The organism is Arthrobacter sp. 05L428 (genome assembly GCF_056397665.1).
The window spans coordinates 53,907-77,285 of sequence record NZ_JBFTNW010000008.1; the positions used below are offsets into that span (position 1 = coordinate 53,907).

Sequence of the window (23,379 nt, forward strand, 5' to 3'; positions counted from 1 at the left end):
TTATTTAGGCCGACAGCTCGGTGCGGCCCTTGCCACGACGGGCTGCCAGGATGGCACGGCCGGCACGGGTACGCATACGAAGGCGGAAGCCGTGCTTCTTGGCTCGACGGCGGTTATTCGGCTGAAAAGTCCGCTTGCTCACGTTAGTTACTCCAGTGGATCAAAGGTGCGCCCACCCGATCAAAAAAGGGGAAGAACTGGCCGACGCTAAGTTTTGTATGTGCCGCTACCCTCGACTCGCAAGACGCAGGCGTCGGGGAGAGATTCAATGAGGCGAAAAGCGGACACAAAGGACTTCACAACGTTAGGGGAAAAGCGCCCCCAGAGTCAAACCGGGAGGTGTTCAGCCGCCTGTCCCCAGCTGTGGTTAACCCGGTCGCCAGCCTGTGGATGAAGTGGGTCACGCCCCCGCATTTGGAACCACACCAGTGTAATTATCCACAGGGCTGATCCCAGCTATCTTCTAGTCTTTTCATCCCCTAGAGTGTCCCAGTAGCCGATTATCCACGGACTGTGCACAACCCTGTGGATTAAGCCGGGGCCAGCAGTCTGGTTCAGGCCTCGTGGCTGCAGGTAACGCAGGCAAGCAAGGTTTGAGGAACTGATTGATGACGGTAGACGAAGCCAACCAAGCAAACACCGTCGGAAGTTCCTGGCGGCGGGTTGTCAGCCTTCTTGAGAACGACCACCGGGTCACTCCCCGGCAGCGTGGCTTCGTGATCCTCGCCCAGGCCCAGGGGCTGATCGGCTCAACCTTGCTGGTGGCCGTACCCAACGAACTCACCCGCGAGGTGCTCCAGACCCAGGTCAAGGAAGCCCTCGACGACGCCCTGCGGGATGTCTTTTCCGACGAAATCCGCTGCGCGATCGACGTCGACACCGATCTGGTGCCACTGCATGTCGAGCCCGAACCAACGGCCGAACTGTCCCTGGTCGCCGACCCCATGGTGGAACTGAAGCCGCAGCCAATGCTGCCGAGCACTTCCCACGAATTCGGTCGGCTCAATCCGAAGTACGTCTTCGACACCTTCGTGATCGGTTCCTCCAACCGCTTTGCCCACGCGGCCGCCGTCGCCGTCGCCGAAGCGCCTGCCAAGGCGTACAACCCGCTGTTCATCTACGGGGACTCAGGTCTGGGCAAAACCCACCTGCTGCACGCGATCGGCCACTACGCCCGCCGGCTCTACAGCGGCATCCGGGTCCGCTATGTGAACTCCGAGGAATTCACGAACGACTTCATCAACTCCATCCGCGACGATGAAGGCACCAGCTTCAAGACCACCTACCGCAACGTGGACGTCCTGCTGATCGATGACATCCAGTTCCTGGCCGGCAAGGACCGGACGCTGGAGGAGTTCTTCCACACTTTCAACGCCCTGCACAACAACAACAAGCAGGTCGTCATCACCTCCGACCAGCCGCCCAAGCTGCTCGCCGGCTTCGAAGACCGCATGAAGTCCCGCTTCGAGTGGGGCCTGCTGACCGACATCCAGCCGCCGGAACTGGAAACTCGCATCGCTATCCTGCGCAAGAAGGCGCTGAGCGAAGGCCTGTCCGCCCCGGACGACGCACTGGAGTACATCGCTTCGAAGATCTCCAGCAACATCCGCGAACTTGAGGGTGCGCTGATCCGGGTCACGGCGTTCGCGAGCCTGAACCGGCAGCCGGTGGATGTGGCCCTGGCCGAAATGGTGCTCAAGGACCTGATCACCGACGACGGCGCCCAGGAGATCACCTCTGCGCAGATCCTCACCCAGACGGCCGACTACTTTAAGCTCAGCATGGAAGAACTCTGCAGCAAGTCCCGCACGCGGACCCTGGTCACCGCGCGGCAGATCGCGATGTACCTGTGCCGGGAGCTCACCGACATGTCCCTGCCCAAGATTGGCCAGGAGCTCGGCGGCCGCGACCACACCACGGTCATCCACGCGGACCGGAAGATCCGCGAACTGATGGCGGAGCGCCGCGTGATCTACAACCAGGTGACTGAACTGACCAACCGGATCAAGCAGCAGCAGCGCAATTCCTGAGTATCGGCGCCGCGCACTCTTACCTTATTAACAGGGGCCTGTGGACAACCCTGTGGATACTTAAGGGGACAACCGCGGTTAATGGGCTTAAAACCCTTAAGGCGCCTGTGGATCGGCGCAACGCCCGAAAATGTTGTCCCCATCCACACCCTGTTTAAAACCTGCTCCACCCACAGTCCATGAACAGGGCTTAACCCCGGAAACGCACGGCCAGACCGAGTTATCCACAGTTTCCACAGCAGTTATTAACACTACTAATCCCAAGAAAATGAAATTCCCTCAAACAACAGTTTCCTTCCGACCCCCCACCGGCCAGCACAGGCCCTCCGGAAGCCTGGCCCGGGAGCCCGCTCCGGAACCACACTGGTGTAACCCGGGGATGGGAGAACTAGGATCTTGGGGCTAAGCTGTCTGCAGTGCGTCCGTCCCGGACACTCTCTTGTCATTCGCAACCCGGAAACGGACAGCGGCGGAGAAAGACCTGGAGTGCATGCACTTACCTTTTTGGCGGATCCGGCAGCGCGCCGGGGCCGCCATGGCCCTGTGAGTTTTAGCTTTTGTCAGCAGCAATGAAAGGCGGCACCCTTCCGTGAAGTTCAGAGTCGAACGGGACGTCCTGGCCGAAGCCGTGACCTGGACCGCCCGGTCGTTGTCTCCGCGGCCGCCTGTTCCCGTGCTTTCCGGTTTGCTCCTCAAGGCAGAAGCCGGCACTGTCAGCCTCTCCAGCTTTGACTACGAGACCTCGGCACGCCTGGAAATCCCGGCTGACATCACCACCGAGGGCACGATCCTGGTCTCCGGCCGCCTGCTCGCGGACATTTGCCGCAGCCTGCCCTCCGCCCCGGTCGAAATCGAAACCGACGGCAACAAAGTCACCCTGACCTGCCGCCGGAGCAGCTTCCACCTGGCCACGATGCCGGAGGCGGAATACCCGCCGCTGCCCGCGCTGCCCCCGATCAGTGGCACCGTGCCAGGCGATTCGTTCGCGCAGGCCGTTTCCCAGGTGATTATCGCGGCCAGCAAGGACGACACGCTGCCCATTCTCACCGGCGTCCGGATGGAGATCGAGGACGACCTCATCACGCTGCTCGCCACCGACCGCTACCGCCTCGCCATGCGCGAAGTGCCCTGGAAGCCCGCAACTCCGGGCATCTCCACCAGCGCCCTGGTGAAAGCCAAGACCCTCAACGAAGTGGCCAAGACACTCGGCGGCAGCGGCGATATCAACCTCGCCCTCGCCGATGACGACAGCCGGCTGATCGGTTTCGAGAGCGGCGGCCGCACCACGACGTCGCTCCTGGTCGATGGCGACTACCCGAAAATCCGGTCGCTGTTCCCGGATTCCACCCCGATCCACGCCACCGTGCAGACCCAGGAACTGGTCGAGGCCGTCCGCCGCGTCTCGCTTGTGGCCGAACGCAACACCCCGGTCCGGCTCGCCTTCACCCAGGGACAGCTGCACCTTGACGCCGGAACCGGTGAAGACGCGCAGGCCTCAGAAGAGCTCGAAGCCCAGCTGACCGGCGAAGACATCACCGTGGCCTTCAACCCCCACTACCTCATCGAGGGCCTGAGCGTCATCGAGACCAAGTTTGTGCGGTTCTCCTTCACCACAGCGCCAAAGCCGGCGATGATCACCGCCCAGCAGGACGCCGACGGCGAGGACCAGGACGACTACCGCTACCTGGTCATGCCGGTCCGTCTGCCCAACTAGTCCCCACCGCCACCCTCGCCTCGCAAGCTCGGCCAGGGAACCCTGGCGGCGTGGGCCCAGGCAGTTGTTGTCGTTCTGGGCCCCAAATCGACAACCGACACCCAATGCAGAAAGAGAACCCGCACTATGCACATTGGACTGATCGGCCTTGGAAAAATGGGTTTCAACATGCGCGAACGCCTGCGCAAGGGTGGAATCCAGGTCACCGGTTTCGACCGCAATCCGGATGTCACCGACGTGGCCACCGTTGACGAGCTGATCGCCGCACTGCCGGCGCCGCGTCTGATCTGGGTCATGGTTCCCGCCGGCGAGATCACCGACGCCGTCATCAGCGAACTCGGCAACAAGCTCGACGCCGGTGACCTGGTGATCGACGGAGGCAACTCCCGCTTCACTGAGGACCAGAAGCACGCGGCTGCGCTGGCCGAAAAGGGCGTCCGTTTTGCGGACTGCGGGGTGTCCGGCGGGGTCTGGGGCCTGCAGAACGGCTACGGACTGATGGCCGGCGGTGATCCTGCCGACATCGAACGGGCACTCCCGGTCTTTGACGCACTCCGCCCGGAAGGCGACCGCGCGGACAGCTTCGTGCACGTGGGCGGCGTCGGCGCCGGACACTACGCCAAGATGGTGCACAACGGCATCGAATACGGCCTGATGCAGGCCTATGCGGAAGGCTACGAACTCCTTGCGGCGAAGGACATCGTGACCGACCTGCCCGGCACCTTCCGGGCCTGGCAGAAGGGCACCGTTGTCCGCTCCTGGCTGCTGGACCTCATGGTCAAAGCCCTGGACGAGGATCCCGGACTGGAATCCATTGACGACTACGTCGAGGACTCGGGCGAGGGACGGTGGACGGTGGAGGAAGCCATTGCCAACGCGGTGCCGGCCCCGGCCATCACGGCGGCGCTGTTCGCACGCTTCTCCTCCCGCGAAGACAGCTCGCCTGCCATGAAGATGGTGTCCGCCCTGCGCCACCAGTTCGGCGGCCACGCCACCCGGCCGGCCAAGTAGTCCCTGGAATCCTGCAACCGGCGTGTACCTCGAACAACTTTCGCTGACAGACTTCCGCAGTTACGCCCAGGTTGACCTCAGCCTGGAACCCGGTGTCACGGTGCTTGTGGGCTCCAACGGCATCGGCAAGACCAACCTGATGGAAGCCATCGGCTACTTGGCCACGCTGAGCTCGCACCGGGTCAGCACCGATGCCCCGCTGCTGCGGTTCGGCAGCGAGCGTGCAATGATCCGCGCCAAACTGGTCCGCGGCGAACAGTCCACCGTGCTGGAGCTGGAAATCAACGGCGGCCGCGCCAACCGGGCACGCATCAACCGAAGCAACCCGGTCCGGGCCAGGGACATCCTGGGGATCTGCCAGACGGTTCTCTTTGCCCCGGAAGACCTCGCCCTAGTCAAGGGCGATCCGTCCAACCGGCGCCGTTTCCTGGATGAGCTCCTGGTCAGTCTCGTTCCCCGGCACGCCGCCACGCGCGGCGACTACGACCGGGTGCTGAAACAGCGCAACGCGCTGCTCAAATCCGGCCGTTCCGGCAAGTTCACCGCCGGCCACGAGGCAACGCTTGATGTCTGGGACCAGCACATGGCTCGGGCCGGAGCGGAACTCCTGCACGCCCGGCTTGAGCTGGTGGAACTGCTGCAGCCGCATCTTAAGAACGCCTACGCCCAGCTCACTGACGGGTCCAAGGAGGCCGGAGCGGTCTACCGCTCCACCTTGCAGGGGGTGCTCGACGACGACGGCGAAGCGTCAGCGGGCGGAGCCGCTGACGCCCCGGCCAGCCTCGAGGACCTCCGCCGGCTGAGTGTGGAGGAACTCACCGAACGCTACATCCAAGCGTTCGCGGCCTCGCGCCGCAAGGAACTGGAACGCGGAATCTCGCTCGTGGGCCCGCACCGCGACGAGCTGGAACTGGTCCTGGGGCAGGCACCCGCCAAGGGGTATGCCTCGCACGGGGAAACGTGGTCCATGTGCCTGTCCCTGCGCCTCGCCTCGTACTATGTGATGCTGGACGACGCACGCACCGGCGGCTCCGCGCCGATCCTGATCCTTGATGACGTTTTTGCCGAACTGGACGTCCAGCGGCGGCGTAAACTGGCGGCAATAGTATCCGGCGCGGAACAGGTCCTGGTGACCGCCGCCGTCGAGGAGGACATCCCGGCAGAATTGGCCGGACGGCGGGTGAAGGTCATTCCGGGAGGAATCGATGAGCCGGACAAGCGATGAATAAGGATACCGACGGCGGCCTGCAGCCGGGCCGCGACCCCGATGACATCGACGCCGCCCAGGCAGCTTTGAACCGGATGCGCGATGCCGCGGCAGCCCGGGGAGAAATCCGCCGGAAGGCGCCCCCAAGGCCGGGCAGCACCCAAAAGCCGGCCCGCAGTGCCGGCACCCGCGGATTCAGCCAGTTCCACGGCACCGGACGGGACCCGCTGGGGCTCGGCAAGGTGGTGGGACGGCTCGTCGCGGAACGGGGCTGGAGCTCACCTGTGGCTGTCGGTTCCGTAATGGCGCAATGGCCGGCCCTGGTGGGACCGGAAATTTCCGCACACTGCACACCGGAGAGCTTTACCGACACGACCCTCCACGTGCGCTGCGATTCCACGGCCTGGGCCACCCAGCTGCGCCTGCTCAGCTTGAGTCTGCTGGAAAAATTCCGCATAGAACTGGGTGAGGGCGTCGTGACCAGCATTCAGGTGCTCGGTCCCGCGGCGCCAAGCTGGCGCAAGGGTGCCCGGACGGTCAACGGCCGCGGCCCGCGCGACACCTACGGATAGCCCGCGGCGCGGTCCGCGGTCCAGTCAGCACCGCCGGGTATGAAGCACTTCTTCCAAGACTATTGAAAAATCCGCAAGCGCCGTGTAGGGCGCTCCAACGCCCCGGACGCGTATAGGAACCCAACCGGAGGACCCCGGGAGCCGTGCAGCCGGAGCCAACGGCCTCTCAGCGGCACTTTAGCTGCCGTTTGGGCCTCTGGAATGCGGGAATCCGTCCTATAACACGGTAGAATCGTGGTAGATAACTGGGCGCCGGTGAAACGTCGACTGAGTCCGTTTCCGACGCAATTTCTTTGCGCGGAATTGGCTGAGGCGATCCATGCAGCGGTGCCAACAGTGACGTGCCTGTTGGCGGTAACCGTTCCTCTTCGGAAGCGGCGACGGCCGGCCTTCAACGAACATAGAGGAGTCGAAAGCGCCTGTGGCTAACGACAATACAGATTTCCCGGCAGCGGACCCAGCGGCGGAAGGTGCTTCAGCGGCCACCCCTGCGGAGGCGGTGACCCCCCGCGAGTACGGCGCCAGCGACATCACGGTGCTTGAGGGCCTGGAGGCGGTCCGGAAACGCCCCGGCATGTACATCGGTTCCACCGGTCCGCGCGGCCTGCACCACCTGGTCTATGAAGTCGTGGACAACTCGGTCGATGAAGCGCTGGCCGGGTACTGCACGCACATCGAGATCGTCCTGCAGGCCGACGGCGGCGTCAAGGTCGTCGACAACGGCCGCGGCATCCCCGTGGACATGCACCCCACCGAGCACAAGCCCACGGTGGAGGTTGTCATGACCATCCTGCACGCCGGCGGAAAGTTCGGCGGCGGCGGATACGCGGTCTCCGGCGGCCTGCACGGCGTCGGCATTTCGGTGGTGAACGCGCTCTCCAGCCGCGTTGACACTGAGGTGCGCCGGCAGGGCCACGTCTGGCGGATGTCCTTCGCCGACGGCGGCAAGCCCCAGGGCAGCCTGGTCAAGGGCGAGGAAACCCAGGAAACCGGAACCACCCAGACGTTCTACCCGGACGGCACCATCTTCGAATCCACCGAGTTCGATTTTGAAACCCTGCGGGCACGCTTCCAACAGATGGCGTTCCTGAACAAGGGACTGCGCATCACGTTGACCGACGAGCGCCGCGCGGCCGCGGAGCCGTCCGACGATGACGACCTGGATCTCGACGTCGTCGAGACCGAAGGTGAAGTCCCCGCGGAGTTCCACACCGTGGTGTACCAGTACGACGACGGCTTGCTGGACTACGTGAAGCACCTGAACTCCGGCAAAAAGGTCGACGTCGTCCACGAGGACGTCATCGCCTTCGAAACCGAGGACACGGAACGGCACATCGCCCTGGAAATGGCGATGCAGTGGACCAACGCCTATTCCGAGAGCGTCCACACCTACGCCAACACCATCAACACCCACGAGGGCGGAACCCACGAAGAGGGTTTCCGCGCCGCGATGACCTCGCTCATCAACCGCTACGCGCGGGAGAAGAGCATCATCAAGGAAAAGGACGACAACCTCACCGGCGACGACATCCGCGAAGGCCTGACCGCAGTCATCTCGGTCAAGCTCGCCGAACCGCAGTTCGAGGGTCAGACCAAGACCAAGCTCGGCAACTCCGAGGTCAAGGGCTTCGTGCAGCGCGTCGTCACCGACGGTCTCGGCGACTGGCTGGAACGCAACCCCGGCCCGGCCCGCGACGTGATCCGCAAGGCCATCTCCGCGGCCCAGGCCCGGATGGCCGCCCGCAAGGCGCGCGACAACGCGCGCCGCAAGAGCCCGCTGGAATCGTTCGGCATGCCCGGCAAGCTGTCCGACTGCTCCTCCAAGGACCCGCAGAAGTGCGAGGTCTACCTCGTGGAGGGTGACTCGGCCGGCGGGTCGGCCAAGCGCGGGCGCAACCCCGAGACCCAGGCCATCCTGCCGCTGCGCGGCAAGATCCTGAACGTCGAGCGTGCCCGGCTCGACAAAGCCCTCGGCAACGCCGAAGTCCAGTCCATGATCACCGCGTTCGGCACCGGCATCGGCGAGGACTTCGACCTGGCCAAGCTCCGGTACCACAAGATCGTCCTGATGGCCGATGCCGACGTCGACGGCCAGCACATCACCACGCTGCTGATGACGTTGCTGTTCCGCTACATGCGCCCGCTGATCGAGAACGGCTACGTCTATCTGGCCCAGCCGCCGCTGTACCGGATCAAGTGGTCCAACGCCCCGCACGACTACGTCTACAGCGACCGGGAACGCGACGCGAAGCTGGTCTCCGGCCAAGCCGCCGGCCGCCGTATCCCCAAGGACAACGGCATCCAGCGCTACAAGGGCCTCGGCGAGATGGACTACACGGAACTCTGGGACACCACCATGGACCCGGACCACCGCACCCTCCTTCAGGTCACCATGGACGACGCCCTGGCGGCGGACCAGACCTTCTCCGTCCTAATGGGCGAGGACGTCGAATCCCGCCGAAACTTCATTCAGCAGAACGCCAAGGACGTTCGGTTCCTCGATATCTAGCGGCCAAGCCCCTACATATTCCAGAGCCGATATATACCTGAAACGGAAAATATAGACTATGAGTGACGAAACACCCGAGGTTCCAGCCGCATCCGGCGCGGAACCCGTGCTCGAAGGCACCGTTCTTGACACCGATGTGCTGACCGACCGCGTCGAACAGGTTGACCTGCAGACCGAAATGCAGCGCTCCTACCTCGACTACGCCATGGCCGTCATCGTCGGACGAGCACTGCCGGACGTCCGCGACGGACTCAAGCCCGTCCACCGCCGCGTGCTGTACGCGATGTTCGACGGCGGCTACCGCCCCGACCGGTCCTTCAACAAGTGTGCCCGCGTGGTCGGCGAGGTCATGGGCCAGTACCACCCGCACGGCGACACCGCGATCTACGACGCCCTGGTCCGCCTGATCCAGGACTGGACCATGCGCTACCCGCTGGCACTGGGCCAGGGCAACTTCGGTTCGCCCGGCAACGACGGCGCCGCGGCTCCCCGGTACACCGAAACCAAGATGGCACCGCTGGCCATGGAAATGGTCCGGGACATTGATGAGGAAACCGTTGATTTCCAGGACAACTACGACGGCAAGAACCAGGAACCGACCATCCTGCCGGCGCGTTTCCCGAACCTGCTGGTTAACGGTTCGTCCGGCATCGCCGTCGGCATGGCCACCAACATTCCGCCGCACAACCTCCGTGAGGTTGCCGACGGCGTCCAGTGGTACCTGGCCAACCCGACCGCCAGCCGCGAAGAGCTGCTCGAAGAACTGATCCAGCGGATCAAGGGTCCCGACTTCCCGACCGGCGCCACGATCCTGGGCCACAAGGGCATCGAGGACGCTTACCGGACCGGCCGCGGCTCCATCACCATGCGCGCCGTCGTCAACGTCGAGGAACTCCAGGGCCGCACCTGCCTCGTGGTCACCGAGCTGCCGTACCAAGCCAACCCGGACAACCTGGCGATCAAGATTGCCGAACTCGTCAAGGACGGCAAGATTTCCGGCATCGCCGACCTCCGCGACGAGACCTCGGGCCGCACCGGCCAGCGCCTCGTCATTGTGCTCAAGCGCGACGCCGTCGCCAAGGTGGTGCTGAACAACCTCTACAAGCACACCCAGCTGCAGGACAACTTCGCGGCGAACATGCTTGCAATCGTCGACGGGGTTCCGCGCACGCTCAGCCTCGACGCGTTTATCCGGCACTGGGTCACTCACCAGATGGACGTCATCGCCCGGCGCACCCGGTACCGCCTGCGCAAGGCGGAGGAGGAAGCGCACATCCTGCGCGCCCTCCTCAAAGCGCTGGACGCGCTGGACGAGGTCATCGCCCTGATCCGTGCCTCCACCACCACCGAAGCGGCCCGCGACGGCCTGATGGAACTGCTGGACATCGACGAACTGCAGGCCCGGGCCATCCTGGATATGCAACTGCGCCGGCTTGCCGCCCTGGAGCGGCAGAAGATCCAGGACCGCCACTCGGAACTCGAAGCCCTGATCGCCGAATACAACTCGATCCTTGCCTCCGAGGAGCGCCAGCGGGAGATCATCAGCACCGAGCTGGCCGAAATTGTGGCCAAGCACGGCGACGACCGCAAGACCAAGGTCCTGATGGGCTACGACGGCGACATGTCGATCGAGGATCTGATCCCCGAAGAGGAAATGGTCGTCACGATCACCCGGGGCGGCTACGTCAAGCGCACCCGCAGCGACAACTACCGGTCGCAGCAGCGCGGCGGCAAGGGCATCAAGGGCGCCCAGCTGCGCGGCGACGACGTCGTGGAGCACTTCTTCGTCACCACCACGCACCACTGGCTGCTGTTCTTCACGAACCTGGGCCGCGTGTACCGTGCCAAGGCGTACGAACTGGTGGAAGCGGCCCGCGACGCCAAGGGCCAGCACGTGGCGAACCTGTTGGCCTTCCAGCCGGACGAGCACATCGCCCAGGTCCTGGACCTGCGCGACTACCAGCACGCCCCGTACCTGGTGCTCGCCACCAAGCGTGGCCTGGTCAAGAAGACGCGGCTGGAGGACTACGACACCAACCGCTCCGCCGGCGTGATCGCCATCAACCTGCGCGACGGCGATGAGCTGGTCTCGGCACAGCTGGTGTCCGAAACGGATGACCTGATGCTGGTCTCCCGCAAGGGCCAGTCGATTCGATTCACGGCCACGGATGAGGCACTGCGCCCGATGGGCCGGGCAACGTCCGGCGTCACCGGAATGAAGTTCCGCGAGGACGACGAACTGCTGGCGGCCGACGTCGTACAGGACGGATCGTTCGTATTCATCGTCACCGAAGGCGGCTTCGCCAAGCGGACCGCGGTGGAGGAATACCGTCTCCAGGGCCGCGGCGGACTCGGCATCAAGGTCGGCAAGTACCAGGAAGAACGCGGACACCTCGTCGGTGCCCTGATCGTCAACGAGGAAGACGAAGTCCTGGTGGTCATGGAAGGCGGCAAGGTGGTCCGCTCCTCCGTGACCGGGGTCCCCGCAAAGGGCCGCGACACCATGGGCGTGATCTTTGCCAAACCGGACAAGAACGACCGCATCATCGCGGTGGCCCGCAACAGCGAACGCGGCCTCGAGACCGACGAAACAGCCCTCGAAAGCGGGGATGAAAGTCGGGCTACGGAGCAGGATGACGTAACGTTGGCTGGAGAGACCGGATCACACGAGGGGTCCGCAGAGACAGAATCAGTACCGGCCCCGGAGTCAGATGAGTCATCAGGCCATGCCGAGCTGGACGAAGACAATACCGGAGGTAACGCGTGAGCAATTCCGACTCATATCCCAAGTCGAGCAGCGGCCCCGGCGGGATGCGGCAGCCGGCTGCCGCCCCGCGGGTGAACGCCCCGTCGCGTCCGCAGCAGCGACCGGCCGGCGCCGTCCCCGGCCAGCGTCCCGCTGTCCCAGGACAGCGGCCGGCCGCTCCGGGCCAGCGTCCCGCAGCAGCCGGACAGCGCCCGGAAGCCTCCGGCCAGCGCCCTGCCCAGGGAACTCCGGGACTGGTTAAGCCGGCGCCGAAGGCGAAAGTCCGCCGCGCGCGCCTGCTGATCAGCAAGGTCGACCCCTGGTCCGTGCTCAAGATGGCTTTCCTGCTCTCGGTGGCGCTCGGCATCGTGACCGTCGTCGCCGCGATCGTGCTCTGGACCGTCCTGGACCTGACCGGCATTTTCGACCAGGTGGACGGGCTCCTCGGAACCCTGGCCGGCTCCGAAAGCGGCGGCTTCGAACTGAAGAAGGTCGCGTCCCTCGGCCAGGTTGCCTCCTTCGCGGTGATCATCGCGGTGATCAACGTGGTGCTGCTGACGGCCCTGTCGATGCTTTCGGCGGTGCTGTACAACATCGCTGCCACCCTCGTGGGCGGCATCGGCGTCACCCTTACGGACGACTAGAACCCGTAGTTTTCCCGGATATTCTCCGGGGAAATGCCTCGATTTGAGATCGGGCCGGGATGTGCTGTAAAGTCATATCTCGGCCCGATGAGGCATCGGGGCGTATAGCTCAGGCGGTTAGAGCGCTTCGCTGATAACGAAGAGGTCCCAGGTTCAAGTCCTGGTACGCCCACGGAACCTGTACTGGTTTCTGTAAAGGTCCACGTGAAACTGGACCGGAACGGGGTGCATGTGAAGAAGTTGCTGGTTGTTGCAGCCACGATCGCAGGCGTCCTGCTCTACAGGAAGGTGCAGGAATCCGAAGCCCGGAAGGCAGTCTGGAGCGAGTCGACCGACACGGTTGATTAGCCCGGAACCCCGGCAGGAAAGCTGGCAACGGCTCTCCGGCAGCGGGGTATGATTGACGGGTTGCTTCTTATGGGGGCATGGCGCAATTGGTAGCGCACCTGCTTTGCAAGCAGGGGGTTCGGGGTTCGAGTCCCCGTGCCTCCACCATAAGAAAGGTCCCGGCCAGCGGAAACGCTGGCCGGGACCTTTTGCGTTAAGCCCTCGAGGCTTCCCGTAACGGGCCGGCGCGGAACCTGGACGCCCCCGCCGGCACACTACTGTTGGAGCGTGAACTTCTTCCTCGCCGCCCTCGGCGTGCTGGGTGTCGCCTCCTCCGGCCCGTTGATCGCCGCCACCCTGGGCGCCACGTCCGTCAGCGCCCTCGCAATCGCTTTCTGGCGCAACGCCATCGGAGCGGCCGTGATGGCCGGGCCCGTGCTGGTTCGCCAGCCCCGCCAGTTCGGCCGGGTCACGGGCAGCGAGTTCCGCTGGTCGCTGGCGGCCGCGGTGGCACTGGCACTGCACTTCGCCTGCTTCATCACGTCCCTGCAGCTCACGTCGGTGGCGGCAGCGACCGCCCTGGTCTGCCTGCAGTCGGGCTGGATCGCCGTGTTCCAGCTCTTCCGCGGGGTCCGGCACCGCTGGCAGGTCCTCGCCGGCCTCGGCCTCGCTTTCGGCGGTGTTGTGGCCATCACCGGCTTTGACATGGGCAGCTCGCCGCAAGCCCTGGTTGGGGATCTTCTCGCCGTTGCCGGGGGCGTGCTGGCGGGCATCTACACGCTGGCCGGCGGCAAGGCCCGCCAGACCATGGGCACCGGCGTCTACACGACACTCTGCTACGGCATGTGTGCCGCCGTCGTGGCGGTGCTGGCCCTGGCCACCGGGCAGCCGCTCGCGGGCTTCGACGCGACCGGCTGGCTGGGCATCCTGGCCATCACCGTCTGCGCGCAGCTGGTGGGCCACACGGCGTTCAACCACCTGCTCGCCACGATGAGCCCGTTGCTGGTTTCAATGATCATCCTGCTGGAGATCCCGGGGGCGGCGCTGCTGGCGGCGGCCTTCCTGGGCGAGACGCTGCCGGCCGGAACCTATGCCGGCCTGGGCATGATCCTGGTGGGACTCGCCGTCGTCGTGATGGGCCAGCGACGCTCCCGCGCGGTGCGGCGTGCTGCCGCCCGGCTGGCGGAGCTGGGGACGGACTGACGACGGCGGCGGCCGCGGGTGCGCCGGCGAGCCTTACGGGCCCTACTGGCCGCCGCGGCGGGCCGGCTGGGCCGTGTTGACGGTGTGGATGGCGCGCAGCAGCTTCGCCGGGAAGTACACCGAGAAGAAGACCACCATGGGCGCTTTCAGAGCCATTTTCTTGACGTTGTGCGCCTTGTAGGTGCGGTCGAAGCGTGTGACGTAGTAACGGTAGTCGCGGGGCGAATCCTCGAGCCGGCGCGCTGACATCCCGGACACCATCTGCGGCCAGTACTGGATCCGCAGCTCGTGGTCGGCAAGGTGAAGGGAGAGATCGATGTCCTCATGCATCTCATCCTTCTCATCGCGGCAGGTCTCCAGCCGAATGGTCTCCCACGCGGAACGGCGCAGGGCCATGTTGGAGCCGAAGAGGAAGTGGTACTGGTGTTTGGCCAGCTTGAGCATGAGCTGGCGCATCTTGTCGTCGGCCTTAAGGCCGAAGCGTCGCATTGGCATGTCGTAGTAGACAACGGGCCCGGTGGCGGCATGCACTGACGCGTCCGCGAAGGCCTGCTGGACCTGTTCCACCCAGTCCGGTTCCAGCACCGAGTCGGCGTCGATCCTGCCCAGGACATCCCCGCTGGCGTGGTCCAGGCCGAAGTTCCGGGTCGGGATGAGGCCCTGGTCTGTGTCCTGGCTGAGCAGGATGATCGGGCTCTCCGGGTACTCCAGCTGCATCTGGCGGACGATCTCCGCGGTGCGGTCCTTAGACATGTTGTCCACCACGATGATCTCGTGCGCCGGGACGGACTGGTAGACGGCGGCAATCAGGCACTGCCGGATGACGCTTTCCTCGTTGTACGCCGGAATAACGATGGAGACAGCCGGGGGCTGCTCAGCATCGTGTGGGGCATCCACAGAGGGTTCATCGGGTGACATCCCCCCAAATTTAGCACCTGCACCGTTCTTGCGGCCTGTTGACGGGCATCCCGGGCGGCTAAAGGCAAACCAAAAGGAGGGACCCCGCCGGCGGCGGAACCCCTCCTTGAAGTGCAGTCCTCAGGCTGCCGGCTGGTTCACCGGCAGACCAGGAGCTACTTGGTCTTGTCGTCGCCGTTCAGGCTCGCTGCGATATTGCGAACCGCGGTCTTGGCGTCGGTCGCAACCTTCGCGGAGGAATCCCCCGACTTGGCTGCAGCGGCGTCAGCGGCATCCGCCGAAGCCTCGGCCGCCTTGTCGGCTGCGGCAACCGTCGTGTCGGCGGCGTCGCTGGCGCTTTCCTTCACGGTCTCCTTGAAGTCGCTGACCGTAGTGGCCGGAACCGGGGCCGGAGTCACGGGCGTGACCGGGGCCGGCGTCTTCCACGGGTCCTCAATCGGCTTGGATGCCTTCCAGGCGGCGACGCCGGCGGCCACGGCCGCGGCGATGACGCCGAAGATAAGGAAGCCGCGGTGCTTGGGCTTCTGCGGCTTGCCAAGCTCACCGGTGACGGCACGGCTGGCTTCGGCGGCGGCGGCCTTGATCTGCTGGCCCGCGGACTGCGCCTGCCCCTGGATGTTGTGGACAACACCGGAGTCAACCAGCCGCTGTGCCACAGCGTCCACGTGCGCCGGTGCGCCTTCCAGGGTGCGGTGCACGGCGTCGGAGGCGTGGCCGATCTGGTCCGAAAGCTTGGGCAGGTATTCGACGACGACGCGGTCACGGGCGTTGGCGATCACCGGGGTGGCCTTGTCCAGGGCATCGTGCAGCCGGGGGGTGGCGCTTTCGACGGCATCGTGGATCTTCGGCGCCAACTGGGCCAGCCCGTCCTGAATGCGGGGGGTCACAGTGGCGACGCCGTCGGCCAGGTTGTGGGCCGCCGACTTGAGGCCCTCCTGGATCTTGGGAGAAGCGGTGTCCAGGCCCTGCTGCAGACGCGGAACAGCCCAGTCGACTGCTGCTTCGACCCGCGGGCCTGCCCAGTCCTTGGCGTTTTCTACTGCGGTGCTGACTGACTGCTCCAGCTCACGGGCAATACGATCCGTTTTCTTCACAACTACCTCCCGATTAATGTGACGGTTCTGCAGTTAGCCTACGTGTCCGGGACCCCACCGGCTATTCTCAGGCCCGATTTCGGCTGGATTTCACCCAGCGCGGAACTGACTCTGCGGCCCTGTGCGCGAACCCCTGCCGTGGAAGAATAGGGCCATGACTGCCATCGCAACCGCAAAAGCAACCATTCACACGAGCCTGGGCGACATCGTCGTCAACCTCTTCGGTAACCACGCGCCCAAGACCGTCAAGAACTTCGTCGGCCTGGCCACCGGTGAGCAGGCCTGGACCCACCCGGAAACCGGTGAGGACAAGACCGGCACGCCGCTCTACAACGGCACCATCTTCCACCGCATCATCAAGGACTTCATGATCCAGGCCGGCGACCCGCTGGGCCGTGGCGTCGGCGGGCCGGGCTACAAGTTCGACGACGAAATCCACCCGGAGCTGACCTTCAACGAGCCCTACAAGCTGGCCATGGCCAACGCGGGCATCCAGATGGGCCGCGGCACGAACGGATCCCAGTTCTTCATCACCACCATCCCGACCGGCTGGCTGCAGGGCAAGCACAGCATCTTCGGCGAGGTCGCGGACGATGAGTCCAAGAAGGTCGTCGACGCCATCGAAGGTGTCCGCACGGGCATGGGCGACCGCCCGGTCGAGGACGTCGTCATCAACAGCATTGACGTAGAACAGCTCTAGCCCACGCCATGAGCTACGGAATTCCGGCGGCAGAGCCGTCCGCGCAGATCCCGGTGTGCCCCCGGCACCCGGACCGGCCCGCCTACGTGCGGTGCCAGCGGTGCGGGCGCCCTGCGTGCCCCGACTGCCAGCGGGCGGCCGCCGTCGGATTCCAGTGTGTTGACTGTGTCAACGAAACCAAACGTACGACGCCGACGGCCCGCTCGGTCTACGGCGGCGCCGCCGCCCTGGGGAAGCCGCTGGCCACCTTAGGGATCATCGCAGCCTGCGTCCTCGTCTACGTGCTGCAGTGGATAGTTCCCAACGACGGGATCTACCAGAACTTCGCCTTCGCCACGGTCTACGCCAACCCCGCCTACGGCGCCTTCGAACCTTGGCGGATGCTGACCTCGGCCTTCCTTCACTCGCAAGGCTTCATCCTCCACATCGTGCTCAACATGTACATGCTGTGGATGTTCGGCCAGGCGCTGGAACCCCTCCTCGGGCGTGTCCGCTTCCTGGCGCTCTATCTCTTGTCAGCCGTTGGCGGATCCGTCGGCTATCTGCTGCTGACACCGGCCTACGCACCGGGCCAGGCCCTCACCGGCGTTGTCGGTGCCTCCGGCGCCATCTTCGGCCTTTTCGGCGCCATGCTGGTGGTCCAGCGCCACCGCGGCGGCGACACCAGGCAACTATGGGTCCTGATCGCCATCAACGGCGTCATTGGCTTTGTCATCCCCCAGATTGCCTGGCAGGCCCACCTTGGCGGCCTCATCACCGGAGCGCTGAGCGCCGCGGTGATCGCCTACGTTCCGCGGGGCCGTCGCCAAGGGCTCCTTCAGGCCGCCGGACTTGCCGTGGTGCTGTGCCTGCTCGTCGCAGCCACCGCCCTGCACGCCGCGGCCACCTCGCTGCCGGCCTAGGCGACCCGCCCTGCGCTAGGGCTGTGGGTTTCCGCTACGGTTCCGGACGGAGGCGCCCCGGGTCCGGGATGCGCCGGTCCAAAACCGCCGCGCTTTTCCGTAGGCCCTGCCCCCGTGCCTTACGGGCCATCTCCGGCGTGAAACTTTTCCACAGGGGTTATCCACATTGTTGGTAACTTACATGCCTGTAGTTCAACCGACGATGCCGGATCTGACCGCCACAGCTGGCAAATCCCGCGCAGCTCACCCGCCACTCTCCACACCTGTGGATAACTTTCCGGGGAATGCCTGTGGTTATGTGGACAACCTCCGGCCGGACGCAGTGCGCCCGCGGACTCGCCGCGCGGGCCCGCCACAGCCGTTAGCCCAGGCGGACCCGTCTCCCCCCGGCCAGCCCCTGCTCCAGCCGCTGCTGCCGCCGTCAGCCGCCAGGGCCGGGAACACCCTTCCAGGCCCTCCGAGCCCTGCACGCCAGGGGAGCCAAAGCGACTGCGATCGCGGGAGGGATCCTATTTATCTGATTTATAGGCCGTTATTCACAGGGTCGTTCACATTGTTAATAACTTGATCCTCTGAGTTTCGCCGTGGAAAACGCGCCATTCCGGGCTTTTCCGGGGCTGCCGGGCGACGGCCAGCGGCCACTTATCCCCAGCTGTGGATAAGTTGTGGGTAGCGGCCTGTTATTAAGTGGACAAGTATCCCGAGACACACCCGATGCAACCCGGTGCCCAGCGTGGAGAGCTGGGCGACAGCGCAACCGGCCAGGCAATGGGTCGAAGGCGGCCACCTCGGCCCCAACTGCGGTTATCCACAGACCATCCACAGTGTTAATAACTTACAGGTCTGTGATTCAGCGGAGGGACCGGGTCTTTATCCCCTGATTTGGGTGCGCGGGCGCGCCAACGCGGACCGTTTTGCCCGGGCCGCGATCCGCCCGGACTATCAACGGCTGTGGATAACTTTGGACTTCTTGTGCACAGCTGTGAACCCGGTGGGCCGCGACTAGCGGAGCCAGACGCCCGAGGTGCCGCGCCGGTGGCTGTCGAGGAGATGGGTGTCGACCATCCCGATGGCCTCCATCAGGGCGTACATCGTGGTGGGGCCGACAAACACGAAGCCGCGCTTGCGCAGGGCCTTGGACAACGCGACCGACTCCGGGGAGCTCGTGGGGATCTCTGCCAGGGCCGTCGGCTCCGGGGTGCTGTCAGGCCGGAAGCCCCAGACGAAGTCCACCAGCCCCCCGTCGTCCCTGAGGTCCACAGTGGCCTGGGCATTGGTGATCGTTGCCCGGATCTTGAGCCGGTTGCGGACAGTGCCGGCGTCCTGCAGCAGGCGCTCGACGTCGTCCTCGGTAAAGGCGGCCACTGTCTCAGGGTGGAAGTCGGCGAACGCGGCGCGGAAGGCGGGGCGCTTGCGGAGGATCGTCGCCCAGGACAGGCCGGCCTGGAACGCCTCGAGGCTGATCCGTTCGTAGAGCCCCTGTTCGTCCCGGACCGGGAGCCCCCACTCGCTGTCGTAGTAGTCGCGCAGGAGCGGGTCTGTGGCCGCCCAGGCCGGCCGGGCCAATCCATCGTCGCCGATGATGCAGCCACTGACGTCGGGGGTCATCTGGAATCCTTTGCTGGAGAGTTTGCCTTCCAGCATTATCGCCCGACCAGCCGACGCTAACGGCGCGGGTTTAACGCAGCAGGCCGACACACTCTGTGTGCCGGCCTGCTGCGAAGGGGAATGCGGCGTTCAGGAACGCCAACGCGTGGTCATCAGGAAGCCGACGATGGCGATGCCGAATCCGGCGACGATGTTCCACGACGCCCACTCCCTGACCGGGAGGGTGCCTTCGCTGATGTAGAAGGTGATGATCCACAGCAGTCCGATGATCAAAAGGCCGAACATCACCGGCTTGAACCAGACGGGGTTGGGCTTATAGGCCTGCGTCGCAGAAGTCTGCTGCGCGACGCTGGCAGTCCTCTTTCGCGGCTTCGACTCGGGCACGGGTCCTCCTTGGCGGGCTGGATGAGGAGCGGGTGCCTCGGCTTGATATCCTGCAAGAAAAGGAACAGCCGGCGGTCAACGCGCTCTTGGTGGAGTTTGAAATCCTAATCGCAGCCAATTCTAGCTGTAGTTAAGGCCACACTCCGCCCGCTGCGAACGCCCAGAGGAGAGGCCACGGTGCTGCAGGAGAAGGCGGAATCCCTGGCCGTGCCTGCGCGGGGCGGCGGCGAAGTTCCGCGGAGCGCGGTGTCCCGCGCCCTTCAAGTTGCCGGGGAGTTGCTCCTGACGGCAGGGGTGGTCCTGCTGCTGTTTGTCGCCTGGCAGCTTTGGTGGACCAACCTCGACGCCGATGCCCGGCAACGCGAGGTCGTCAAGGATTTCGCGCGGGAGCTAAACGGACCGGGCGCCCCCCGGCCCAGTGGCGCGAGCACCGGCGTGGACGGTTCGGCCGGCCCTGCCTCCGCCGGCCCGGGTCCAGCCCCTGTCGCTTCCGAGCCGGCAGCCGGCGCTACGATCGGCGTCGTTTACGTGCCGCGCTTCGGCGCCGGGTACACGCGGCCCGTCGTGCAGGGAACCACGCCCGAGGTACTGGACTCGCTGGGGCTCGGACACTACGACGGCACCGCGATGCCCGGCGCGGCGGGAAACTTTGCGCTGGCGGGGCACCGGCAGACCCATGGAGCTGTCCTGGACAATATCGACTCCTTGGTCCCGGGCGACAGGATCTACGTGCAGACCCGGGAGGGCTACTACGTCTACCGGTTCCGCAACAGCGAGATCGTTCTGCCTTCCGCCACGGACGTCCTGCTGCCTGTCCCGGCGCAGCCCTCGGCCAAACCGACGGAAAGCTACCTCACCATGACCAGCTGCAACCCGCGCTTCGGTTCGCAGGAGCGGATCATCGCCTATTCCCTGCTGGAGCGCTGGCAGCCCGCTTCCGCGGGGCCACCGGCCGAAATAGCAGCCCAGGTGGCCCGCACCCTCGGGGAGGGTTAGACGATGTACGGATGGATCTTCCGCAGGCTTCCCGGACCGCTATGGCTGCGTATCGTCACATCGCTGGTGTTGCTGGCCGGCGTGCTGGTATTGATGGTTCAGTTCCTATTTCCCTGGATGGCGCAATTCAGCCCGTTCACTGATTCGACGATTGGCTTAGCAAGGCACCCATGAGCACAACCAAAATCCTGGTCGTAGACAACTACGACAGCTTTGTCTACACCCTGGTCGGCTACCTCCAGGAGCTCGGCGCGGAGACGACCGTGGTCCGCAATGACGACGTGACGCTTGCCGAGGCGATCGAGATGGCCGAAGCCCGCGATGGCGTCCTGGTCTCGCCCGGACCCGGTGCGCCGGCCGACGCAGGTGTCTGCATCGAGCTGATCAAGTGGTGCGGCAGCCACAACAAGCCCATGCTGGGCGTCTGCCTCGGACACCAGGCGCTGGCGGAGGCCTACGGCGGGCGCGTTACGCACGCCCCCGAACTGATGCACGGCAAGACCTCGCTCGTCGAACACCACGGGACCAGCGTCTTCAGCGGCCTGCCGTCGCCGTTCACGGCGACGCGGTACCACTCCCTCGCCGCCGTGCGGGAAAGCATCCCGGAGGTCCTGGAGATCACCGCTGAGACGGCCACCGGCGTCGTGATGGGACTGCAGCACCGCACGGCACCGCTCTGCGGCGTCCAGTTCCACCCCGAGTCGGTGCTCACCGAGGGCGGCTACCTGATGCTCGGGAACTGGCTTGAGTCACTGGGCATGGCTGGGGCCGCGGCGCGGGCCGCGGCCCTGAGCCCGCTTATCCAGCACTGAACCCGGCGCGCTGCTAGGCGCCGGGGCCCAGCAGCTTGCCGACGCCTTCCGTGACGTCCGTCTGGGTCGGCGAAGGTGTGGGCGAAGGGGTCGGCGTCGGCGGGGGCGGAGGCGGCGGGGCCTTTGCCACGGTTACGGTAATCGCCTTGCCCTGCTCGACGGCGGCTTGCGCGGCGTCGCTTTGCGCCGTCACCTTGCCCGGCTGGACCTGCGTGTTTTCGACTTCCTTGATGATGGCGAGGAGCCCGACTTTCTTCAGTGCAGCCTGCGCCTCCGCCTTCGGAAGGCCGATGAGCTGCGGCACCGCAACCTTGCCGGTGGACACGATGAGTTCCACCGTGCTGTCCACGGCCACGGTCTGCGCCGGCGCCGGGTTGGTCGTGATGACGATGCCCGCCGGCACATTGGGGCTGTTGTCCAGGGTGGTTTTCGGGGCACCGGTCAGCCCTATCCGGCGCAGCTCGTCCCGGGCATCCGCCTCGGTCCGGCCCGGCAGGTCCGCGGGGATGGTGATCACACTGGGGCCCTCGGAGATATTGAGGGTGATCTCGGAATTGCTTTCCAGCGAGCTCCCGGCCGTGGGCACGGTGCCGACGGCGATGCCCTTGGGGACGGTCTCGTGCTGGATGCGCTTCAACTGGGGCTTGAGCCCGGCGTTATAGAGCCTTTGCAGCGCCTCGGATTCGGTCAGCGACGTCACCGCGGGGACGTCCACCTTGGCTATGGGCGCAGGCCGCTGGTTGACCATGTTGTAGAGCCACAGGCCGCCTCCGGCCAATACCAGCAGCGTGAAGATCAGCAGCGTCGCCGTCCACATCCGGCGGCGGGACTTTTGCCGGGGGGTGGGTTCGCGTTCTGCCGGAAGGCTCAGCTCGAGACTGTCGGTGTCGGGGTGACCGTGCGGGGCCGAGCCGGACTGGGCGAGTGCCTCGTCCTCCGCGGCGGTCTGTTGCGGCGTGATGCGGCCGGAAGGGACGTCATCGAGGAACTTGGCCCCGGTCAAGGCAAAGGCGGCCGTGGGCGGCGCCTGCTCCGTGCCCGCGACCGTGTTGTTCGGGTCTGTCGGCGCCTCACTGGCCGGCAGGGTCGCCACGGCGACGCCGCTGCGGGCCGCCCGGAGCGCGCGCCGGAATGCAGCCGCGTCCTGGAACCGGTCGGCCCGGTTCTTTTGCAGGGCCTTGGCCAGCACGCTGTCCAGCGCCGCGGAAACGTCAGGGTTCAGGCTGCTGGCCGGTTCCGGAATTTCACGCACATGCTGGTAAGCGACCGAGACCGGGCTGTCGCCGACGAACGGCGGGCGTCCGGTCAGCATCTCGTAGAGCAGGCAACCGGCCGAGTACAGGTCGCTGCGCGCGTCGACTGTTTCGCCGCGTGCCTGTTCGGGAGAGAGGTACTGGGCCGTTCCCACCACGGCCTGCGTCTGCGTCATGGTCGCAGAGGAGTCGGCCATGGCGCGGGCAATCCCGAAGTCCATCACCTTCACGCTGTTCGAATCCGGGCAGAACATGACGTTGGCCGGTTTGATGTCGCGGTGCACGATCCCGGCCTTGTGGCTGTAATCGAGGGCGGCCAAAACCCCCAGCGAGAAGTCTATGGCCTGGTCGATCGTGACTTCCTTGGCCCTGATCAGGTCGCGGATGGTCTTGCCCGAGACGTACTCCATCACGATGTACGGCACCCGCACGGTGTCGTCGTGGCCACCGGGGACGGCATGGTCCCCGGTGTCGAAGACGGCGACGATGGAAGGGTGGTTCAGCGCCGCGACGGCCTGGGCCTCACGCTTGAACCGGGCCTGGAACTGCGGGTCCCGCGCCAGGTCCGGGCGGAGCAGCTTGATGGCCACGGTTCGTCCCAGCCGGGTATCAATCCCGCGGAACACGTCCGCCATCCCGCCGCGGCCAATCAGCTCACCCAGCTCATAGCGCCCGCTGAGGACGCGCTGGGCCGACGCCGGGCTGCTGTCCTCCCGGTGCGATGGAGTGCGGGGTGAAGTGGACACGGG

General features: G+C 65.4%; 21 protein-coding genes and 2 tRNA genes. 17 read left to right on the plus strand and 6 right to left on the minus strand.

The annotated features are described in order from the left end of the window. Nucleotides 1-4 precede the first annotated feature (4 nt). The gene (gene rpmH / locus AC1DH3_RS14185; RefSeq protein WP_003800212.1) at nt 5-142 is read right to left on the minus strand and encodes a 50S ribosomal protein L34; all 138 of its coding nucleotides are present in this window, start codon (nt 140-142) and stop codon (nt 5-7) included. A 466-nt stretch (nt 143-608) separates the two neighbouring features. On the opposite strand from rpmH, the gene dnaA reads away from it, so the two are divergent. The 12 genes from dnaA (at nt 609) to AC1DH3_RS14245 (ending at nt 13,963) form a co-directional block, all read left to right on the plus strand. After that, entirely contained in the window at nt 609-2,030 is a 1,422-nt protein-coding gene (gene dnaA / locus AC1DH3_RS14190) for a chromosomal replication initiator protein DnaA (RefSeq protein WP_441419134.1), read from the plus strand. Nucleotides 2,031-2,619: 589 nt separating this feature from the next. Then, on the plus strand, nt 2,620-3,744 hold the full coding sequence (dnaN, locus tag AC1DH3_RS14195) for a DNA polymerase III subunit beta (RefSeq protein WP_175323034.1): 1,125 nt from the start codon (nt 2,620-2,622) through the stop codon (nt 3,742-3,744). 126 nt (nt 3,745-3,870) lie between these two features. Next, nucleotides 3,871-4,755 carry a phosphogluconate dehydrogenase (NAD(+)-dependent, decarboxylating) gene (gnd, locus tag AC1DH3_RS14200; protein WP_441419133.1) on the plus strand — a complete coding sequence of 295 codons (885 nt, stop codon included), beginning with the start codon at nt 3,871-3,873 and terminating at the stop codon, nt 4,753-4,755. Nucleotides 4,756-4,777: 22 nt separating this feature from the next. Next, nucleotides 4,778-5,980 carry a DNA replication/repair protein RecF gene (gene recF, locus AC1DH3_RS14205; RefSeq protein ID WP_476909584.1) on the plus strand — a complete coding sequence of 401 codons (1,203 nt, stop codon included), beginning with the start codon at nt 4,778-4,780 and terminating at the stop codon, nt 5,978-5,980. After that, nucleotides 5,977-6,534 (plus strand): DciA family protein, encoded by a 558-nt coding sequence (locus AC1DH3_RS14210; protein WP_476909585.1) that lies wholly within the window; start codon nt 5,977-5,979, stop codon nt 6,532-6,534. The genes recF and AC1DH3_RS14210 overlap by 4 nt, the downstream gene beginning before the upstream one ends. 421 nt (nt 6,535-6,955) lie before the next feature. Beyond that, entirely contained in the window at nt 6,956-9,043 is a 2,088-nt protein-coding gene (gene gyrB / locus AC1DH3_RS14215) for a DNA topoisomerase (ATP-hydrolyzing) subunit B (RefSeq protein WP_441419130.1), read from the plus strand. A 58-nt stretch (nt 9,044-9,101) separates the two neighbouring features. Next, on the plus strand, nt 9,102-11,810 hold the full coding sequence (gene gyrA, locus AC1DH3_RS14220; protein ID WP_441419129.1) for a DNA gyrase subunit A: 2,709 nt from the start codon (nt 9,102-9,104) through the stop codon (nt 11,808-11,810). Beyond that, a complete protein-coding gene (locus tag AC1DH3_RS14225; RefSeq protein WP_441419128.1) occupies nt 11,807-12,433 on the plus strand; it encodes a DUF3566 domain-containing protein in 627 nt (208 codons plus the stop codon). The genes gyrA and AC1DH3_RS14225 overlap by 4 nt, the downstream gene beginning before the upstream one ends. A gap of 98 nt (nt 12,434-12,531) precedes the next feature. Beyond that, nucleotides 12,532-12,605: transfer RNA gene (locus tag AC1DH3_RS14230), tRNA-Ile, on the plus strand. A 32-nt stretch (nt 12,606-12,637) separates the two neighbouring features. Beyond that, entirely contained in the window at nt 12,638-12,781 is a 144-nt protein-coding gene (locus AC1DH3_RS14235; RefSeq protein ID WP_175322972.1) for a DLW-39 family protein, read from the plus strand. Between the two features lie 71 nt (nt 12,782-12,852). Further along, nucleotides 12,853-12,928, plus strand: a tRNA-Ala gene (locus AC1DH3_RS14240). A gap of 120 nt (nt 12,929-13,048) precedes the next feature. Next, nucleotides 13,049-13,963 carry a DMT family transporter gene (locus AC1DH3_RS14245; protein WP_441419127.1) on the plus strand — a complete coding sequence of 305 codons (915 nt, stop codon included), beginning with the start codon at nt 13,049-13,051 and terminating at the stop codon, nt 13,961-13,963. 42 nt (nt 13,964-14,005) lie between these two features. On the opposite strand, the gene AC1DH3_RS14250 is transcribed toward AC1DH3_RS14245, so the two are convergent. Beyond that, nucleotides 14,006-14,881, minus strand: a complete 876-nt coding sequence (locus AC1DH3_RS14250; protein WP_441419126.1) for a glycosyltransferase family 2 protein — start codon at nt 14,879-14,881, stop codon at nt 14,006-14,008. A 155-nt stretch (nt 14,882-15,036) separates the two neighbouring features. Then, entirely contained in the window at nt 15,037-15,975 is a 939-nt protein-coding gene (locus tag AC1DH3_RS14255; protein ID WP_476909586.1) for a hypothetical protein, read from the minus strand. A 154-nt stretch (nt 15,976-16,129) separates the two neighbouring features. Here AC1DH3_RS14255 and AC1DH3_RS14260 point away from each other — a divergent pair, with 154 nt between their 5' ends. Together AC1DH3_RS14260 and AC1DH3_RS14265 are read left to right on the plus strand one after the other, a co-directional pair. Next, complete coding sequence (locus AC1DH3_RS14260) at nt 16,130-16,675, plus strand: peptidylprolyl isomerase (protein ID WP_441419124.1); 546 nt, start codon at nt 16,130-16,132, stop codon at nt 16,673-16,675. An 8-nt stretch (nt 16,676-16,683) separates the two neighbouring features. Continuing rightward, nucleotides 16,684-17,577: a rhomboid family intramembrane serine protease gene (locus AC1DH3_RS14265; RefSeq protein WP_441419123.1), complete on the plus strand. Its 894-nt coding sequence runs from the start codon at nt 16,684-16,686 to the stop codon at nt 17,575-17,577. Nucleotides 17,578-18,579: 1,002 nt separating this feature from the next. On the opposite strand, the gene AC1DH3_RS14270 is transcribed toward AC1DH3_RS14265, so the two are convergent. Next, nucleotides 18,580-19,185, minus strand: coding sequence for a DNA-3-methyladenine glycosylase I (locus AC1DH3_RS14270; RefSeq protein WP_476909587.1), 606 nt, complete (start codon nt 19,183-19,185; stop codon nt 18,580-18,582). Between the two features lie 129 nt (nt 19,186-19,314). Beyond that, on the minus strand, nt 19,315-19,569 hold the full coding sequence (locus AC1DH3_RS14275) for a cell division protein CrgA (RefSeq protein ID WP_476909588.1): 255 nt from the start codon (nt 19,567-19,569) through the stop codon (nt 19,315-19,317). Between the two features lie 180 nt (nt 19,570-19,749). On the opposite strand from AC1DH3_RS14275, the gene AC1DH3_RS14280 reads away from it, so the two are divergent. Genes AC1DH3_RS14280 through AC1DH3_RS14290 form a run of 3 tightly spaced genes read left to right on the plus strand, consistent with a single transcriptional unit; the run spans nt 19,750 to nt 21,377 of the window. Next, nucleotides 19,750-20,565 carry a class E sortase gene (locus AC1DH3_RS14280; RefSeq protein ID WP_476909624.1) on the plus strand — a complete coding sequence of 272 codons (816 nt, stop codon included), beginning with the start codon at nt 19,750-19,752 and terminating at the stop codon, nt 20,563-20,565. A 3-nt stretch (nt 20,566-20,568) separates the two neighbouring features. Next, the gene (locus tag AC1DH3_RS14285) at nt 20,569-20,739 is read left to right on the plus strand and encodes a hypothetical protein (protein WP_476909589.1); all 171 of its coding nucleotides are present in this window, start codon (nt 20,569-20,571) and stop codon (nt 20,737-20,739) included. After that, nucleotides 20,736-21,377, plus strand: a complete 642-nt coding sequence (locus tag AC1DH3_RS14290; protein ID WP_476909590.1) for an aminodeoxychorismate/anthranilate synthase component II — start codon at nt 20,736-20,738, stop codon at nt 21,375-21,377. The genes AC1DH3_RS14285 and AC1DH3_RS14290 overlap by 4 nt, the downstream gene beginning before the upstream one ends. A gap of 13 nt (nt 21,378-21,390) precedes the next feature. Here AC1DH3_RS14290 and pknB read toward each other — a convergent pair whose 3' ends face one another. Continuing rightward, nucleotides 21,391-23,376, minus strand: a complete 1,986-nt coding sequence (gene pknB, locus AC1DH3_RS14295; protein ID WP_476909591.1) for a Stk1 family PASTA domain-containing Ser/Thr kinase — start codon at nt 23,374-23,376, stop codon at nt 21,391-21,393. Nucleotides 23,377-23,379: the final 3 nt, after the last annotated feature.